We start from the raw sequence: 16909 nt of genomic DNA, 5'->3' as shown, positions 1-16909 counted from the left end.
GGCATCCCCGCCTCCGGCGAGTGAGCCGAAGGGCGCTCCGGTGTCGAGAGGGAGAGCGCGCGGAGGCGCCGGGGGACGAGGGGCCGAGCACGGTCGACCGTCGACACCGGATGAAAGCGCCCGGAGGCGAACCGAGCCCGAAGGATCAGGCGAGGGGTCGGCGAGGTACTGCGTCATGTCGTCCTTGGATTCATCGGAGGCGTCGGTTGGCCGGCGGGGTCGCCGCGGGGTCAGGACTTGGTGGCACCGGCGGTCAGACCCGCCACCAGATGGCGCTGGGCCCACGAGAACACCAGGGCGGCCGGGATGGCGATCATGACGGCGGCGGCGGTCATCGAGCCCCAGTCCGAGGTGTACTGGTTGACGAAGGTCTGGAGCCCCGCGGCGAGCGTGAGGTTCTTCTCGCCCGTCATGAAGGCGGAGGCGTAGGCGACTTCGGCCCAGGCGGTGATGAAGGTGTAGAAGGCGGTGACCGCGAGGCCGGGCTTGGCCAGCGGGACGACCAGCCGCCAGAAGGTGCCGAAGGGGTTGAGGCCGTCGACCCGGCCCGATTCGTCGATCTCCACCGGGATGGTGTCGAAGAAGCCCTTCATCATCCAGGCGCAGAACGGCACGGCCACGGTGAGATAGGTGACGATCAGCGAGATCGGCTGGTTGAGCCAGCCCAGCGTCGACATGATGTTGTACAGCGGCACGATGAGGATGGCCACCGGGAACATCTGGGTGATCAGCAGCAGCCACATCAGCGGGCGCATTCCGGGGAACCGGAAGCGGCTGACGGCGTAGCCGGTGGTGGCCGCGACGAAGACGCCCAGGATCGTGGTGAAGACGACGATGAACAGCGAGTTGCCGAACCAGGTCAGGAACTCGGTGTCGTTCAGGACGTGGTCGTAGTTGGCGAGGGTGGGGTTCTTCACCACATCGGTGCTGAACGCCTCGCTCTTCGGCTTGAACGAGGTCACCAGCAGCCACAGCGGCGGGAAGACCGCCACGGCGGAAGCGAGACCCAAGGTGGTGTGCAGCCCGACGGAGGCGAGCGGGCTGCGGCGTCGGTCGCGCATGGCTACCAGACCTCTCCCTGCTTGCGGAGCGAACGGCGGTAGACCACCGCGAAGAGCATGAGGATGATCAGGATCAGCACGCCCCAGGCGGAGGCGCCCGCGAAGTCACGGGGGCTGTTGACGAACGAGAGCCGGTAGGCGTACGTCACGAGGATCTCGGTGCTGTCCCCGGGCCCGCCGCGGGTGAGCAGGTAGATCACCGCGAACATGTTGAACGTCCAGATGGTCGACAGCAGGACCACGGTGGAGCTGACCGACCGCAGCCCGGGCAGGGTGATGTGGCGGAACCGCTGCCAGGGGCTCGCGCCGTCCATCTCGGCGGCCTCGTAGAGCTCACCGGGGATGGACTGGAGTCCGCCGAGCAGGGCGACCAGCATGAACGGCACCCCGAGCCAGATGTTCACGGCGATCACCGAGATCTTGGCCATGGTGGGGTCGTTCAGCCACGGCACCCCGTCGATGCCGCCACCCTCCAGCACCTTGTTGAGGATGCCGTTCTTCTCGTTGTAGAGCAGTCGCCAGGCGAAGACGGAGACGAAGGCGGGCACCGCCCAGGGCAGGATCAGCAGCGACCGGTAGACGGCGCGGCCCGCGAACCGGCGGTTGAGCAGCACGGCGAGGCCGAGGCCGAGCACGAAGGTGACGGCGACACAGGAGACGGTCCAGGTGGCCGTCCAGCTCAGCCGGTCCCAGAAGACCGGGTCCTCCAGGATGGCCTTGAAGTTGTCGAGCCCGACGTTCTCGTAGGTGGCGGGGATGTGGTTGACCCCGATGGTGCGCTCGACATTGGCCTCGTTGGCGTCGGTCAGCGACAGATAGACGCCGCGGACCAGGGGATAGCCGATGATCAGCCCGATGACGATCACGACGGGCGCGACCATGGCCCAGGCGTACCAGTGCCTGGTCAGTACGGAACGGATCCGGCCGGGCGGTTTGTCCCCGGTCCTGCGGACCCGGCCGCGGGTGCTCTTGGCGCCCGCGGCCGGATTCACCGACCGGCTGGTGTCGACAGCCATCGTTGCCGGTCCTTACTTCCAGTCGCCCTTGAGGAGCTTGCGGTAGGCGTCGCCGACGGAGTCCGCCGCCTTCTCGGGGGAGGTCTTGCCGGTCAGGACGTTGGGGAACTGCACCAGGATCGCCTGGAAGAGGCTGTTGCCCTCGGGGATCCAGGGGCGCTCGACGGCCTTGTCGACGGCGTCCTTGAAGAACTTCACATTGGCGTTCGCCGCGACCGTCTTGTTCCGGTAGACGGAGGTACGGGTGGGCAGCAGGCTCAGTTCCTCGGTGGTCCTGGCCTGCACCTCGGCCGAGCTCATGTACGTGGCGAAGGCGTAGGAGGCGTCCAGGTTCTTGGAGCCCGCGTAGACGGTGAGGTTCTGGCCGCCCTGCGGGGCGCCCTGACCGCTGCTGCCGGCCGGGACCGGGACCACGCCGAGGTTGGACTTGTCCTTGAAGGCCTTGCCCGCGAGGGTGTCCTCGATCGCCCACGGCCCGTTGATCGTCATCGCGACGTCGCCGTTCTTGATGGCGTTCTGCATGTTGTCCCAGCCGTCGGTGGCGTCGGTCTCCGCCGCTCCCGAGGTGACCAGGTCCCGGGCGGCGGCGAACGCCTTCACGCCGGGCTTGTCGTCGACGGTGACCTTCTTGGCCTTGGTGTCGAGCAGATCGCCGCCCTCGCCGTAGAGGAAGGGCAGGTACCAGTAGGCGTCGTCGCCGCGCAGATACAGACCGGTCTTGCCGGTCTTCTTCTTGATCTTCTTGGCGGCGGCCTTGAGCTCGGTCCAGCTCTTGGGCGGCTCGACCCCGGCGTCCTTGAGCATCTTCTTGTTGTAGAAGAGGCCGAGGGTGTCGATGACCTGCGGCACCGCGTAGGTCTTGCCCTTGAACCTCGTCCCCGCGGCGGCCTTGGGCAGATAGTCGGACTCGCCTGCGAGGGCGGCGGTGCCGTCCAGCGGGGCGAGATAGCCGATGTTCGCCAGGTCATGGGTCCAGGCGACCTCGGTGCGCAGCACGTCGGGGGCGCCGGAGCCACCGGAGCCCGCGGCGTTCTTGAACTTGGCCAGGGCCTCGCCGAAGGGCACGTTGACGTAGTTGACCTTGACGCCGGGGTGCTCCTTCTCGAAGCCGAGGGCGAGCTTCTTGTAGGTGCCCTTCTCGGCGTCGTTCGAAGTGTCCCAGTAGGTCACGGTGCCGGAGAGCTTGCCGCCCGGCTTGCCGCCGCCGTTGTCACCGTCGTCACCGCCGCATGCGGTCGCCGCGAGCGCCATGGCCGCGACGAGCGCAGTGGCCGCTATGCCACGTCGCATCTGAATTCCTCCAAGACCGGCCGCGTCGTCGCGGCCCCGGGTTGCCGAGGAACGTAACAGGGCTGCAAGAAACTCGAAAGACCTTGCGGGAATTTTCTGCAAGGCATCCGGATTCGTTACGTCCGTGTGTCCTGCCGATGCTCGCCCGGGCCCCATGAGCGCGGCGGACATGCGCCGGAGCGCGCCACCGGGCACCCGCCACCCCCTGCAATCTCTTCCGCAAGGCATTGCAGAGCTGTTACTTTCGCCGCATGACCCAGGAGCTCACGACCTCCCTCCAGGCCGACGCCGCACGACCGTCCGGGGGGCCCGGCTGGTGGCGCGACGCCGTCATCTACCAGGTGTATGTGCGGTCCTTCGCCGACAGCGACGGCGACGGCATCGGTGATCTGCGCGGGGCCCGCGAGCGGCTGCCGCATCTGGCCCGGCTGGGCGCGGACGCCGTCTGGCTGACCCCCTTCTACGCCTCCCCGCAGGCCGACGGCGGCTATGACGTCGCGGACTACCGCGTGGTCGATCCCCTCTTCGGCACCCTCGCCGACGCGGACGACCTGGTGCGCACCGCCCATGAACTGGGGCTGAGAGTGATCGTGGACGTGGTGCCGAACCACACCTCGGACCGCCACCCCTGGTTCCGCGCCGCGCTCGCCGACCGGCCCGGGGGAGCGGCCCGGGATCGCTACCACTTCCGGCGCGGCCGGGGCGCGGACGGCCAACTGCCGCCCAACGACTGGGAGTCGGTCTTCGGCGGCCCCGCCTGGACCCGTACCACCGGTCCGGACGGCACCCCGGGCGAGTGGTACCTCCACCTCTTCGCCCCCGAGCAGCCCGACCTCAACTGGGACTGTCCGGACGTGCACCAGGAGTTCGACTCGGTGCTGCGCTTCTGGCTGGACCTGGGGGTGGACGGCTTCCGCATCGATGTCGCCCACGGCATGGTCAAGGCGGCCGGGATGCCCGATATCGGCCGCACCGAACAGGCCAAGCTGATCGGCTCCCAGGTGCTGCCGTTCTTCGACCAGGACGGGGTGCATGAGATCCACCGCTCCTGGCGGCGGCTGCTGGACTCCTACCCCGGTGACCGGATCGGTGTGGCCGAGGCATGGGCGCCCAGCGCCGAGCGGCTGGCGCTGTACGTCCGCCCCGACGAGCTGCACCAGGCGTTCAACTTCCAGTTCCTCAAGTGCCCCTGGGACGCCGAGGCGATGCGCACGGTGATCGACGAGTCGCTGGCCGCGACCGCGTCCGTGGGCGCCCCCACCACCTGGGTGCTCTCCAACCACGACGTGGTCCGGCACACCACCCGCTACGCCGACGGCGGCCCGGCCCAGGGGCTGCGCCGGGCCCGTGCCGCGGCCCTGCTCACCCTGGCACTGCCCGGTTCGGCCTATCTCTACCAGGGCGAGGAGCTGGGCCTTCCGGAGGTCGTCGATCTGCCGGACGAGTGCCGCCAGGACCCGGCGTTCTTCCGTACCTCAGCCGACGGACAGGACGGCCAGGACGGTCAGGACGGCTTCCGCGACGGCTGCCGGGTGCCGCTGCCCTGGTCCCGCTCGGGCACCAGCTACGGCTTCGGCCCCGGCGGCAGCTGGCTGCCGCAGCCCGCCGAGTGGGCCGGGCTCTCGGTCGAGGCGCAGACCGGCGACCCGGGTTCTACGCTGGAGCTGTACCGCTCGGCACTCGCGCTGCGCCGGGAGCTGCCGGGCCTCGGCGACGGCCGGATGACCTGGCTCACCGCCCCGGCGGGGGTGCTGGTGCTGTCCCGCCCGGGGTTCGTGTGCACGCTGAACACCCTCGGGGAGGAGGTCGAACTTCCCCTTCCGGGACGCGCGCTGCTGTCCTCCGCGCCGCTCACGTACCGCATCGCTACGGTGCGCATTCCTCCTGACTGCTGCGCGTGGTGGGCAATCTGACATGCGACCGGTACAGTCCAATCCCATGACCGCACGGCTCGCTGACATCGCAGCCCAGGCGGGGGTCAGCGAAGCCACCGTCAGCCGCGTCCTCAATGGCAGGCCGGGGGTGGCCGCGGCCACCCGTGAGTCCGTCCTCGCCGCCCTGGACGTCCTCGGCTACGAGCGCCCGGTGCGGCTGCGCCGACGCAGCGCCGGTCTGGTGGGACTGATCACGCCCGAGCTGGAGAACCCGATATTCCCCGCGCTCGCCCAGGTGATCGGGCAGGCGCTGACCCGTCAGGGCTACACCCCGGTGCTGGCCACCCAGACCCCCGGCGGTTCGACGGAGGACGAGCTCACCGAGATGCTGGTGGACCGCGGAGTGGCCGGCATCATCTTCGTCTCCGGGCTGCACGCGGACACCTCGGCCGATATGCAGCGCTACGACCAGCTGCGCGGCCAGGGTGTTCCCTTCGTCCTGGTGGACGGTTACGCACCGGCGGTGCGGGCGCCGTTCATCTCCCCCGACGACCGGGCGGCGATGCTGCTGGCCGTCACCCATCTGGTCTCGCTCGGCCACACCCGGATCGGGCTGGCGCTGGGGCCCAAGCGGTTCGTCCCCGTGCTGCGCAAGATCGAGGGGTTCCAGCAGGCCATGCGGGACCGGCTGGGGGTCTCGCCGGAGGAGTCCGCGGAGCTGATCCAGCATTCGCTGTTCACCCTGGAGGGCGGTCAGGCGGCGGCGTCCGCGCTGATCGACCGGGGCTGTACGGCGGTGGTGTGCGCGAGCGACATGATGGCGCTGGGCGCCATACGGGCCGCCCGGCAGCGGGGTCTGGGGGTCCCTCAGGACATCTCGGTGGTCGGTTTCGACGACTCCCCGCTGATCGCCTTCACCGATCCGCCGCTGACCACCATCCGCAAACCGGTGCAGTCGATGGGGCAGGCGGCGGTGCGGGCGCTGCTGGAGGAGATCGGCGGCACTCCGGCCCCGCCCAGCGAGTTCGTCTTCCTGCCCGAGCTGGTCGTCCGCGGCTCGACCGCCTCGGCCCACGGCCACCCCGTACGGAACGGCGCCGTCGAGCGGACGACATAGCCGGACGTATGGCGCCGTACGCCACATGAAGGACCCCCCGGACTGGTACATATGCGACGAGGAACCGCTTCGGTGATGATCTGCCGGTGGGCCGCGTCTGGCAGACTGTTGCCCTATGGGTGAAGCGACTGTGAGGACTCCGGAGGGCCGGACGGCCACCCCGCCACCCATCGCGGCGACCGGTGCCTACCCGGCGGGGCACACCACGCTGATGTCCCGGCTGCGCACGCCCCGCAGACCCCGTCTCTGGTTCGAGATCGTCCTGATCGCCATCAGCTACTGGACGTACTCCCTCGTCCGCAACGCCGTCCCGGAGCAGAAAACCGAGGCGCTGCGCAACGCGGGCTGGATCTGGGAGTGGGAGCACCGGCTCGGCATGTCCTTCGAGCACGGCGTCAACCACGCGATCGACTCGATCAGCTGGCTGATCGTGGGCATGAACTACTACTACGCCACGCTGCACTTCATCGTGACGATCTGTGTGCTGGTGTGGCTCTACCACTGGCACCCGGGCCGCTATGCCGCCATCCGGCTGGTGCTGTTCGCCACCACGGGCGTGGCGCTGCTCGGCTACTACTTCTTCCCGCTGGCCCCGCCGCGGCTGATGAGCGGCGGCCACTTCATCGACACCGTGGTGGCGCACAACACCTGGGGGTCGATGGCCTCGGGGAACCTGGCCACGATGTCCAACCAGTACGCGGCGATGCCCTCGATGCACATCGGCTGGTCGCTGTGGTGCGGGATCGCCATCGCCACGCTGGCCCGGCCGGTGTGGGCGAAGGCGCTGGGGCTGCTCTACCCGACCGTCACCCTGCTGGTGATCGTGGCAACGGCCAACCACTTCTGGATGGACGCGGTCGGCGGTGTCATCTGTCTGTCCATCGGCTTCTCGCTGTCCTACGTCTGGTACGGCACAACGCCCGCCCGGCTGCCCAAGCAGGTGAGCGGACGGCGGGTGGCGGCCGCTGAGCGCGAGGGCGAGCTGCGGACGGCCTGACGGGTCCGGTCCCGGCCGCGCCGTCCCCCGGTGTGACCGCCGCTGCCTGCACGGCTTGATCGTCTCTTTCCGGACCGCCATTCTGGTGCCGTTCTCCACCGAGTTCACAGGCTCGATGAGGCGTGCGCACCGCCGCGGACCGAGCACGATGAGCGTGACGAAGGGACCACCGGCACCGTGCACACCGCCGACGTAGCGGCTTCAGCCGCCCTGCCCGGCACCGCCTCCGCCGCCTCCGGGGCGGCCCCCGTACTCCCCCGCCCGCGCCCCGCGCCGCCGCGCTTTCCGCTGGTGGCCACCGATCTGGACGGGACGCTGCTGCGCAGCGATCTGACGGTCTCGGCGCGCACCCGTGACGCGCTCGCCCTGGCGCGGCGCTCCGGGTCGCGGCATCTGGTGGTCACCGGGCGCCCGGCCGCGTCCTGCCGCGAGTTCCTGGTCGCGATCGGCTACCGGGGGCTCGCGGTGTGCGGACAGGGCGCGCAGCTGTACGACGCCTCCGCGGACCGGCTGCTGGTCTCGGCGATGCTGGACCGGGAGCTGGCCCGCTCGGTGGTGGAGCGTACGGAGGAGGAGCTGGGCGCGGGGCCGCTGGAGCTGGCGGTGGTCACCGCCGCGCCCGAGAACCGCTGTGTGGTGACCCCGCGCTTCGCCGACCGGATACGCCCCGGGTGGGGGGTGGTCGCGGGCCGCGAGGAGCTGTGGTCCGGGCCGGTCGAGAAGGTGCTGATGCGTCACCGGGAGCTGCCGGACGGGCTGGTGGCGGCGACCGCGGAGCGGATGGGCGGGGGCGAGGTGGCGGTGACCCACTCCGAGAAGGGCATGATCGAGGTACTGCCCGCGGGCACCGACAAGGCGGTGGGGCTGCAACTGGCCGCGGACCGGATGGGGTTCACCCCCGCGGACACCATCGCCTTCGGCGATATGCCGAACGACATCCCGATGCTGAAGTGGGCCGGTCACGGGGTCGCGATGGGCAATGCCCATCCGGATCTGGTCGCGGTGGCCGATGAGCGGGCCCCCGGCCATGACGAGGACGGCCCGTTCCTGAGGGGCTCTCGAGGCACCCTCGTGGCGCCCTTGAACCGCCGTGAACACCTCTTGACGAGGGTTCTACATCTGAACAAAATATCTAAAGTGCGAGTCGAATCCCATGGCAACGGGCCCCACTACGTCGACGAGCGCTCCGGCGCCACGTACCCCATCGACGATCCGCGCTGGCGCGGTGCCGACGGCGCTCCCCTCACCGTCTCCGCGCTGCCCGGTATCACCCGCGAGCAGGTGGACACCGGGGACCGTTCGCTGTGGCGCTACCGGGCGGCCCTCCCGGTGCGCTTCGACGCCCCGGTGTCACTGGGAGAAGGCTGCACCCCCCTGGTGGAGAAGGACTGGGGCGGGGATCGGGTCCGCTTCAAACTGGAGTGGTTCAGCCCCACCGGCAGCTTCAAGGACCGCGGCACCAGCGTGATGATCTCGCTGCTGGCCCAGCGCGGCGTCCGTGAGGTCATCGAGGACAGCTCCGGCAACGGCGGTTCGTCGGTGTCGGCGTACTGCGCCGCGGCCGGGATCCGGGCCAGGATCCTCGTCCCCGAGGGCACCTCCCCGGCGAAGATCCTCCAGAGCCGGGCGTACGGCGCCGAGGTCCAGGTGGTGCCGGGCGGCCGGGACGCCACCGCGGCCGAGGCGCTGCGCCAGTCGGAGCACACCTACTACGCCAGCCACAACTGGCACCCGTTCTTCCTCCAGGGCGTCAAAACCCTTGCCTACGAGCTGTGGGAGGACCTGGGCTTCACCGCTCCCGACGCCGTGGTGACCGTGGCCGGGGCGGGCAGTACCGTCCTCGGCTGCGACCTCGGCTTCTCCGAACTTCTGGCGTCGGGAGGGATCAGCCGCCGCCCCCGGCTGCTGGTCGCCCAGCCCGCCCACTGCGCCCCGCTCCAGGCGAGCTTCGCGGCGGGCACCGAGACGCCCGTCCCGTTCCACCACGCCCCGACCCTCGCCGAGGGCACGGCCATCCGGGAGCCGGTCCGCCGCGCGGAGGTGCTGCGCGCGATCCGCCGCTCGGGGGGCGACATGGCCGCCGTCCCCGAGGACGCCATCGCCGCGGCCGTCCGCCGGCTGGCCGCCATGGGCCTGTACGCCGAGCCCACGAGCGCGACCGCGGCCGCGGCGATCGACATCTTCCGGGCACGCGGCGCGATCCGCCCCGGGGAGACCACGGCCGTGGTGCTCACGGGATCGGGGCTGAAGGCGGCCACGACGATGGCGGCGCTCTTCACCCCGGAGGGTGGTGCACCGCGATGACCGCGGACGAACCGCCGGAGGAACGGCGGCCGGAGGGGACCGCCGAGGACGAACTGCTGCTGCGCGAGGCCGAGAAGATCGTGGTCGCCCTCGGCCGGATGTTCCCCGGGCTGTGCGAGGTGGTCCTGCACGATCTGCGCCATCCGGACCGGGCCATCCGCGCGATCGAGAGCAATCTCTCCGGCCGCTCGGTCGGCGATCCGGCCACCGAACTGGGCCTCGCCCGGATCGAGGACCCCGGCTTCCCCGGGATCGTCCAGAACTACGCCAACAGCTTCCCGGACGGCCGCCCGGCCAAGAGCACCTCGATCGGCATCAAGAACAGCGCGGGCAGCTATGTGGCCGCGATCTGTCTCAACCTCGATGTCTCCCTGTTCGCCAGCGTCGCCCGCAGCCTCACCAACCTGGTGCGCACCGAGGAACAGGAACAGCCCCTCACCGAGACCCTCCGCGCCCGCACCGCCGCCGAGCTGCGCACCGTCGTCGAGGAGTTCGCCGCCGCCCGCGGCCAGACCCCGCGCAGCCTGGGCACCCCCGCCAAAAAGGAGCTGGTCCGCTCGCTGCGGGCGCGCGGCTTCCTCCAGATGAAGCACTCCGTCCAGGTGGTCACCGAACTGCTCGGGGTCTCCCGGGCCACCGTCTACAACTACCTGCGCGGCTGATAGAGCGCCCGGGCGCGGGCGGTGTCGACCGGCCCGGCGGCGGGGATGTCGAGGAAGTGCGCCACCTGCCACGCCTGGGTGGCACGGGCCTGCCGGCTGGTGGCGTCGGCCCACGGCGGATAGACCCGGAACCCCCGCTTGCCGCCAACACCGCCCGTCGAGACGATCCCCCGTTCGCGCAGCACCTCGGGCGAGAAGACGAACTGCCCGAAGCGGTCGCCCTCGTGGGAGCTGATGACGAAGAGGTCCACCGGGTCCGCGGTGTCGAACGGCCGGATCGGCCCCCGCGCGGACCGCTGCCACAGGGTGACGAACTGACCGGTTTTCGTCGGGGTGGTCCTGGCCACCCGGAACCGCAGCGCTGAGCCGTCCGCGCTGAAGGCGTACGCCGCGTACTCGGCGCTCTCCGGCTCCGGCACCGGCTCCGTGCACGGGAAGCCGCAGACGTCGTACACCAGCGCCTTCGCCGCGAGAAGATCGCTGTGCAGCGGCCCGCGCCATGCCGTCTCTGTTCCCATGCGCGCCAGAATGTCATCCGCCACCGACAACCCCTCCCCCCGGGCGCCGCGGCGCCTGTGGCTAAAATCGGCCGCCACATGGGGGAACGGGGAACGGGGAGCACATGAAGCGGGTCCTGCGCGCACGCCGCAGCCGTGTGGTCGCGGGCGTCGTCGCCGTCACGCTGACCGCCGCCGGGCTCGGCACCTGGGCCACGGACACCTGGCCGTTCGACGCCAAGGACCGGTACTGCTGGGGCGCCTGGGAGGAGGACAGCGGACCGGAGTTCCTCGGCGACGAGGCGTTCACCGACGGCAAGGGCAGCCGTACCGCCGAGGAGACCGCGCTCGGCCCGCGGCGGACCACCGGCCGATGCACCGTGGCGATCCATGCCCCGGGCTACGTCGGCGACGACCCCGACGACTCGATGGACACCAGGGTCATCGTCGACTACGGCCCCGCGCCCCGGAGTGCCGCACGGCGCATGGAGTGGATCAACGACTATCTCGGCGGCCGCGCGGTCCCGCTGCCCGACGGACTGCCGGGCGCCACCGACGGCAACCACGGGCTGCTGGTCCTGCCCGAGCGCTGCGACACCCGCGACGGACGGCCGACCGCGATCACCCTCGACGCCACCGCCACCAGCTCCGAGGACGGCCACGTCTACCCGGGCACAGTGAGGCTCGGCGGTTCGCGCTCGGTGGCCGCGCTGATGGTCTCCGTCGCCAACCGGGCGATGGCGAAGACGGGTTGTGCCCCCGCGAAGCCGCTGCGCACCACCTCGCCGGTGCTCACCCTGCCCGAGGAGCGGGAGACCTTCTTCACCCGCGCCTGCCGGATCAGGGGCCTGGAGTTCGACCGCAAGACGGCGATGGACCTCGCCTATCAGGTCGGCACGGTCGGCCGGGATCTCCAGTCCTGTTCGGTGCGGACCAACGACCGGGGCGAGGGCCGGGTCTTCGACGCCCTGATGGTCTCCGCACCACGGCTCGCCGCGCTGTTCGACGGTACGACGGGCAGCAAGGCGGCCGCCCGCGGCTGGCGCGGCACCGGGGTCTTCGCCGACGGCTACAAGGTGGTGCGGGCCGACTGCGCGGGACGGCCCATGATCCTGCTGATGCTCGCCCCGTCCCTGCACGAGACCACGCCGTACTTCACCGCTTTCACCGACGCCGTGACCGAACGCGTCGGCTGTGCGCCCGTCGCGCCGGGAGGCTCCGACCGATGACCGACTCCGAGCACACCGAGCACACCGACAGCAGCGACCGGAACGACCGGAACGACAACGAGCCGGAGAGCGGCACCGAACCGCGGAACGGCGGCGCCCCGCAGAACGCGACCCGGCCGGAAAACGCGACCGAGCCCGCGCCCGCGGCCGATCTTCCCTCGTGGCTGCCCAAGCGGCGGCAGCCCTGGTGGCACTGGCGGCGGCTGACCCGCGGCCGGTGGCGGCCCGCGCTGGCCGCCGCCGTGGCCGGGGCGCTGCTCGGCGCCACCGGCGTGGCCTGGCAGACCGGGACGGGCCCGTTCACGGACGAGTCCCGAGCCTGCTGGAGCGCGCTCGGCACGGACGACGTGGCCGAACTGTTCGACGGCCACACGGACATCGACGCGTCCGACACCCCCATCACCACGGACGGCATCGGCGAGGGCGGCCCGTCCGGCACCTGCGTCCTCAAGTCCCCGCGCGGCGCCCGGGTGACGATCCAGGCCCATCGGCTCGACCTCCGCTTCGGCGGCGCGGCGGACCAGTGGGCCGACGAGTTCCTGTCCGCGCGGCTGACCCCGATGGGCGGCGGGCTGCTGGGCATGGCCTCCGACACCCGCGCCTGGCTCGCGGTCCCGGACGGCTGCATCGGCAGACCGGGCGACGACGACGGGCCGACCGTGTTCGACATCGACACCGGCTGGACGGTCTACCGGGACCAGGTGCGCGCCGGGGAACGCGACCGGCTCACCCGTACCGCGGTCAAGCTGGTCAACCACTACATGGCCGGTGAAGGGTGCGAGGGCACCCTCGGCGATCCGGTGGACCGGATGCCGGACCCGCCCCGCTTCCAGGACGAGAAGCCCGGAGCGATCTGCGGCATCAAGGGGCTGAGCCTCCCCAAGGGCCGTCACGAAGCCTACGAACACGAACGCCCCCTGGTCACCCGGGGCGACGGCCCGGTGCGCACCTGCGACCGCGATGTGCTCTTCGACCACCCCTCGCTGCGGCTGATGACGGTCCAGGACCCCCGGCTCTCGGTGCTCTACCGGCAGCTCTCCTACGACGGCGGCAAGCCGATCAAAACACCCGGCGACCGGGACGGATACGGCTTCGTCCGCGACGACTTCGGACTGTTCCAGGCCGCCTGCCAGACCGGTGAGGTCACCTTCCTGGTGCGCGCCGACGACAGTCGGCACCCCGGCGACATCCGTAGGCTGCTCCCCCGCTACGCGGCGGCCGAGGCGGACCGCGTCGGCTGCGGTCCGCTGCGGATCGAACTGCCCGCCTGACCCGGGCCCGCCGAGGGACCGGGGCGGCCGGTCCCTCCCGATCAGCCCTCGTAGTCGTAGAAGAGACGTTCCACGACGGCCCGCGCACGGCGGGTGGTGCGGCGGTAGTCGTCCAGCATCTCCCCGACATGTCCCGGTCCGTAGCCCAGGTAGCGGGCCACGGCGGCCAGTTCACGGGCCTCGCTGGGGAAGGTGTCGCCGGAGCGGCCACGGACCAGCATCACACCGTTGCGGACCCGGGTCGCCAGCACCCATGCCTCGTCCAGGGTCTGGGCGTCCTCGGTGCCGATCAGACCGGCGGCGTGGGCGGCGGCCAGGGCCTCGCGGGTCCGGGTGGTGCGCAGCCCCGGCTCGGCCCAGCCGTGGCGCATCTGGAGCAGCTGGACGGTCCACTCGACATCGCTGAGGCCACCGCGCCCCAGTTTGGTGTGGGTGGTGGGATCGGCGCCGCGCGGCAGCCGCTCGGACTCCATCCGCGCCTTGAGCCGCCGGATCTCGCGGACGGCGTCCTCGCCCAGGCCCTCGGCCGGATACCGCAGCGGATCGATCAGCTCGATGAAGCGCCCGCCCAGCTCCCGGTCGCCCGCGACCGGTTCGGCCCGCAGCAGCGCCTGGCTCTCCCAGACCAGCGACCAGCGGCGGTAGTACGCGGCGTACGAGGCGAGGGTGCGCACCAGGGGGCCGGACTTGCCCTCGGGGCGCAGATCGGCGTCGATGAGCAGCGGCGGATCGACGGTGGGGAGCTGGAGCAGCCGCCGCATCTCGTTGGCCACGGCGAAGGCGGCGCGGGAGGCCTCCTGTTCATCGGTGCCCTCCCGCGGCTCGTGCACGAACAGCACATCCGCGTCCGAGCCGTAGCTGAGCTCATGGCCGCCGAAGCGGCCCACGCCGATGACGGCGAAACGCGTGGGCAGTTCATCACCCCAGGTGTCGCGGACGGCGGCGCGCAGGGCGCCCGCGATGGCGGCCGCGTTGAGGTCGGAGAGGGCGTCGCCGACCATACCGACCAGCGCCCCCGCGTCGGCGGGCGGCTCGTCCACGACGGCGGCGCCGGTGGGCCGGGCGGGCACATGGGGTTCGGACTCCCGCAGCGCGCTGGGGACCTCCGAGGCACCGCGCGGGGCGACGGGCGTCGCGGGGACGCCCGCGATCCGGGGCGCGGTGCCGCCGGAGCCCTCGTCGCCCGGCGGCGGCCAGCTCACCGTCGGGACCACCGCGCCGTTCGCCAGCCGGGCGCTTTCGATGATGTCCGCCGCGGCGGTACGGAACAGCTCCCGCCGCCGCACCCCGCGCGCCGCTGCGACCGCCTGCTCGGCCCCGTCGGCCCGGCCCACCGCGGCCAGCACCTCCTGCTCCAGATGGCGCCGCCCACGCGGCCGCAGCCCCTCCGGATCCCCGAGCAGGGCGACCGCCTCGGGGGCGCGCAGCAGCAGATCGGGGGCCAGCCGGCCGGTGGAGAGCACCCGGGCCAGATTCTCCGCGGCGGCGCCCTCGTCCCGCAGCAGCCGCAGGTACCAGGGCGTCTTGCCCAGGGCGTCGGAGACCTTGCGGAAGCCCAGCAGCCCGGCGTCCGGGTCCGCGGAGTCGGCGAACCAGCCCAGCAGCACGGGCAGCAGGGTGCGCTGGATCGCCGCCTTCCGGGTCACCCCGGAGGCCAGCGCCTCCAGATGCCGCAGCGCCGAAACCGGGTCGGCGTAGCCCAGTGCCTCCAGCCGCTGCCCGGCCGCCTCGGAACTCAGCCGGATCTCACCGGGCTCCAGCTGGGCGACGGCGTCCAGCAGCGGCCGGTAGAACAGCTTCTCGTGCAGCCGCCGCACCTCGCGCGCGTACCGCCGCCACGCCGTGCCCAGCTCGCTGACCGGCTCGGTGCGGAACTCCAGCGAACGGCCCAACCGCCGCAGATCGGCCTCGTCCTCGGGCACCAGATGGGTGCGGCGCAGCCGGTAGAGCTGGATGCGGTGCTCCATGGAGCGCAGAAAGCGGTACGCGGCGTCCAGCGCGGCGGCGTCGGAGCGGCCCACGTAACCGCCCGCGGCCAGCGCCGCGAGCGCGTCGAGCGTCGTACCGCTGCGCAGCGACTCGTCGGACCTGCCGTGCACCAGCTGGAGCAGCTGGACGGCGAACTCCACATCGCGCAGCCCGCCGGGGCCGAGCTTCAGTTCGCGGTCGATCTCGGCGACGGGAATGTTCTCCACGACGCGACGGCGCATCTGCTGCACGTCGGGGACGAAGTTGTCACGCTCGACGGCCTGCCAGACCATCGGCGCGAGCGCGTCCACGTACGCCTGGCCGAGCACGGCGTCCCCCGCGACCGGCCGGGCCTTCAGCAGCGCCTGGAACTCCCAGGTCTTGGCCCACCGCTGGTAGTACGCGACATGGCTGGACAGGGTGCGCACCAGCGGGCCGTTGCGGCCCTCGGGGCGCAGATTGGCGTCGACCGGCCAGATAGTGCCCTCGACGGTGACGTCCGAGCAGATCCGCATCAGCCGGGAGGCCAGCCGGGTGGCGGCCTGCACCGCCTTCCCCTCAGCCCTCTCCCGACCGTCGGCCTCGTCGACCGCCTCCGCCACGAAGATCACATCCACGTCCGAGACGTAGTTGAGCTCACGGCCCCCGCACTTGCCCATGCCGATCACGGCCAGCCGGCAGGCGGCGGCGTCCTCGGGCTGCTCCTCGGCCGCGATCTCCAGCGCGGCCCGCAGGGTGGCGGTGGCCAGGTCCGCCAGTTCGGCGGCGGCCTGGGTGACATCGGTGGTGCCGCACACATCACGGGCCGCGATGGCCAGCAGCGCCCGGCGGTAGGCGATACGCAGCGCGTCGGGCCGGGGCAGCCGCGCGCCCGGTCCGCTCCAGACGCCCTCCGCCAGGGCCTGTTCGAACTCGGGGGTGGTCGGATGCAGATCGGCGGACTCGTAGGTGACCAGCGCGTGCCAGTCCTGCGGATGCCGGGCGAGATGGTCGCCCAGCGCCTCGGAGGCACCGAGCACCCCGAGCAGCCGGTCGCGCAGCGGCTTGGCGGTGACGAGGGTGTCCAGCAGCGCCCGCCGCGATCCGGCCCGCTGTCCGCCGTTCTCCCCCTCCGCCACCTCCTCGGGCAGCGCCTCGACCAGCCGCACCAGCCCGCGCAGCGCCAGATCGGGGTCGGCGGTCGCGCCGAGCGCCTCGAGCAGCACGGGATCGCTGCGGACCGCGGACAGCTCGGGCGCGTCCAGCAGCCGCTGGGCGGAGGAGGCATCGGTGAAACCGTGCCGGAGCAGCCGGGTGACATTGCTGCTCCTGCGTCCCTGCGGTACGGACATTCCGCACGCCTCCCGTCCGCCGTCGTGATCAAGACTCGCTGACGAGCCTAAGCGACCGCGACGGCGAAGCGGCAGGTCCCAGCCGTGGCGGAAAACCCGTTGCCGCGGTGGTCGGGGGCGCGGCACAGTGATTCCACCGCCGAGACGGGCACCGCGGAACGGTGCCGGGCAGAGAGCAGGGAGGGGAATCCGCGATGATCCGGCAGACCAGCAGCCGCGCGTATCGCTCGTATTCCCCCTCATCACGCTCATCCCGCCGCCCCGGGCGTGCCGTGTCGTAGCCGGACGTCGC

At 71.6% G+C, this 16909-nt stretch carries 12 protein-coding genes and 1 pseudogene; 8 read left to right on the top strand and 5 right to left on the bottom strand.

What is annotated here, in order from left to right:
• Positions 1-230: 230 nt before the first annotated feature.
• The 3 genes from HUT19_RS29490 to HUT19_RS29480 are packed head-to-tail and all read right to left on the bottom strand — an operon-like array spanning position 231 to position 3367.
• On the bottom strand, positions 231-1061 hold the full coding sequence (locus tag HUT19_RS29490; RefSeq protein ID WP_176183346.1) for a sugar ABC transporter permease: 831 nt from the start codon (positions 1059-1061) through the stop codon (positions 231-233).
• Between the two features lie 2 nt (positions 1062-1063).
• Positions 1064-2077: a carbohydrate ABC transporter permease gene (locus HUT19_RS29485; RefSeq protein ID WP_176183345.1), complete on the bottom strand. Its 1014-nt coding sequence runs from the start codon at positions 2075-2077 to the stop codon at positions 1064-1066.
• A gap of 12 nt (positions 2078-2089) precedes the next feature.
• Entirely contained in the window at positions 2090-3367 is a 1278-nt protein-coding gene (locus tag HUT19_RS29480; protein ID WP_176183344.1) for an extracellular solute-binding protein, read from the bottom strand.
• Between the two features lie 251 nt (positions 3368-3618).
• Between HUT19_RS29480 and HUT19_RS29475 the strand changes: the two genes are divergently transcribed.
• The 6 genes and pseudogenes from HUT19_RS29475 to HUT19_RS29450 all read left to right on the top strand — a co-directional run bounded on the left by HUT19_RS29475 (position 3619) and on the right by HUT19_RS29450 (position 10321).
• Positions 3619-5280 carry a glycoside hydrolase family 13 protein gene (locus HUT19_RS29475; protein ID WP_176183343.1) on the top strand — a complete coding sequence of 554 codons (1662 nt, stop codon included), beginning with the start codon at positions 3619-3621 and terminating at the stop codon, positions 5278-5280.
• A 25-nt stretch (positions 5281-5305) separates the two neighbouring features.
• On the top strand, positions 5306-6358 hold the full coding sequence (locus HUT19_RS29470; protein ID WP_176183342.1) for a LacI family DNA-binding transcriptional regulator: 1053 nt from the start codon (positions 5306-5308) through the stop codon (positions 6356-6358).
• Positions 6359-6473: 115 nt separating this feature from the next.
• Complete coding sequence (locus HUT19_RS29465; RefSeq protein WP_176183341.1) at positions 6474-7355, top strand: phosphatase PAP2 family protein; 882 nt, start codon at positions 6474-6476, stop codon at positions 7353-7355.
• 177 nt (positions 7356-7532) lie between these two features.
• Positions 7533-8384 (top strand): annotated as a pseudogene (locus HUT19_RS29460) (HAD family hydrolase); the annotation flags it as partial.
• 108 nt (positions 8385-8492) lie between these two features.
• On the top strand, positions 8493-9659 hold the full coding sequence (locus tag HUT19_RS29455; protein WP_176187458.1) for a threonine synthase: 1167 nt from the start codon (positions 8493-8495) through the stop codon (positions 9657-9659).
• Positions 9656-10321 (top strand): transcriptional regulator, encoded by a 666-nt coding sequence (locus HUT19_RS29450; protein WP_176183340.1) that lies wholly within the window; start codon positions 9656-9658, stop codon positions 10319-10321. The genes HUT19_RS29455 and HUT19_RS29450 overlap by 4 nt, the downstream gene beginning before the upstream one ends.
• Here HUT19_RS29450 and HUT19_RS29445 read toward each other — a convergent pair.
• Positions 10306-10839 (bottom strand): MepB family protein, encoded by a 534-nt coding sequence (locus tag HUT19_RS29445; protein ID WP_176183339.1) that lies wholly within the window; start codon positions 10837-10839, stop codon positions 10306-10308. The genes HUT19_RS29450 and HUT19_RS29445 overlap by 16 nt on opposite strands.
• 104 nt (positions 10840-10943) lie before the next feature.
• On the opposite strand from HUT19_RS29445, the gene HUT19_RS29440 reads away from it, so the two are divergent.
• The gene (locus HUT19_RS29440) at positions 10944-12047 is read left to right on the top strand and encodes a hypothetical protein (protein ID WP_176183338.1); all 1104 of its coding nucleotides are present in this window, start codon (positions 10944-10946) and stop codon (positions 12045-12047) included.
• Positions 12044-13318 carry a hypothetical protein gene (locus HUT19_RS29435; protein WP_176183337.1) on the top strand — a complete coding sequence of 425 codons (1275 nt, stop codon included), beginning with the start codon at positions 12044-12046 and terminating at the stop codon, positions 13316-13318. The genes HUT19_RS29440 and HUT19_RS29435 overlap by 4 nt, the downstream gene beginning before the upstream one ends.
• 41 nt (positions 13319-13359) lie before the next feature.
• Here the strand turns inward: HUT19_RS29435 and HUT19_RS29430 are convergent, their stop codons facing one another.
• Positions 13360-16617 (bottom strand): bifunctional [glutamine synthetase] adenylyltransferase/[glutamine synthetase]-adenylyl-L-tyrosine phosphorylase, encoded by a 3258-nt coding sequence (locus HUT19_RS29430; RefSeq protein WP_176183336.1) that lies wholly within the window; start codon positions 16615-16617, stop codon positions 13360-13362.
• Positions 16618-16909 lie beyond the last annotated feature (292 nt).

The sequence above is a fragment of the Streptomyces sp. NA02950 genome, from assembly GCF_013364155.1.
Classification (GTDB): domain Bacteria; phylum Actinomycetota; class Actinomycetes; order Streptomycetales; family Streptomycetaceae; genus Streptomyces.
This window is presented reverse-complemented; position numbering and strand designations above follow the sequence as displayed.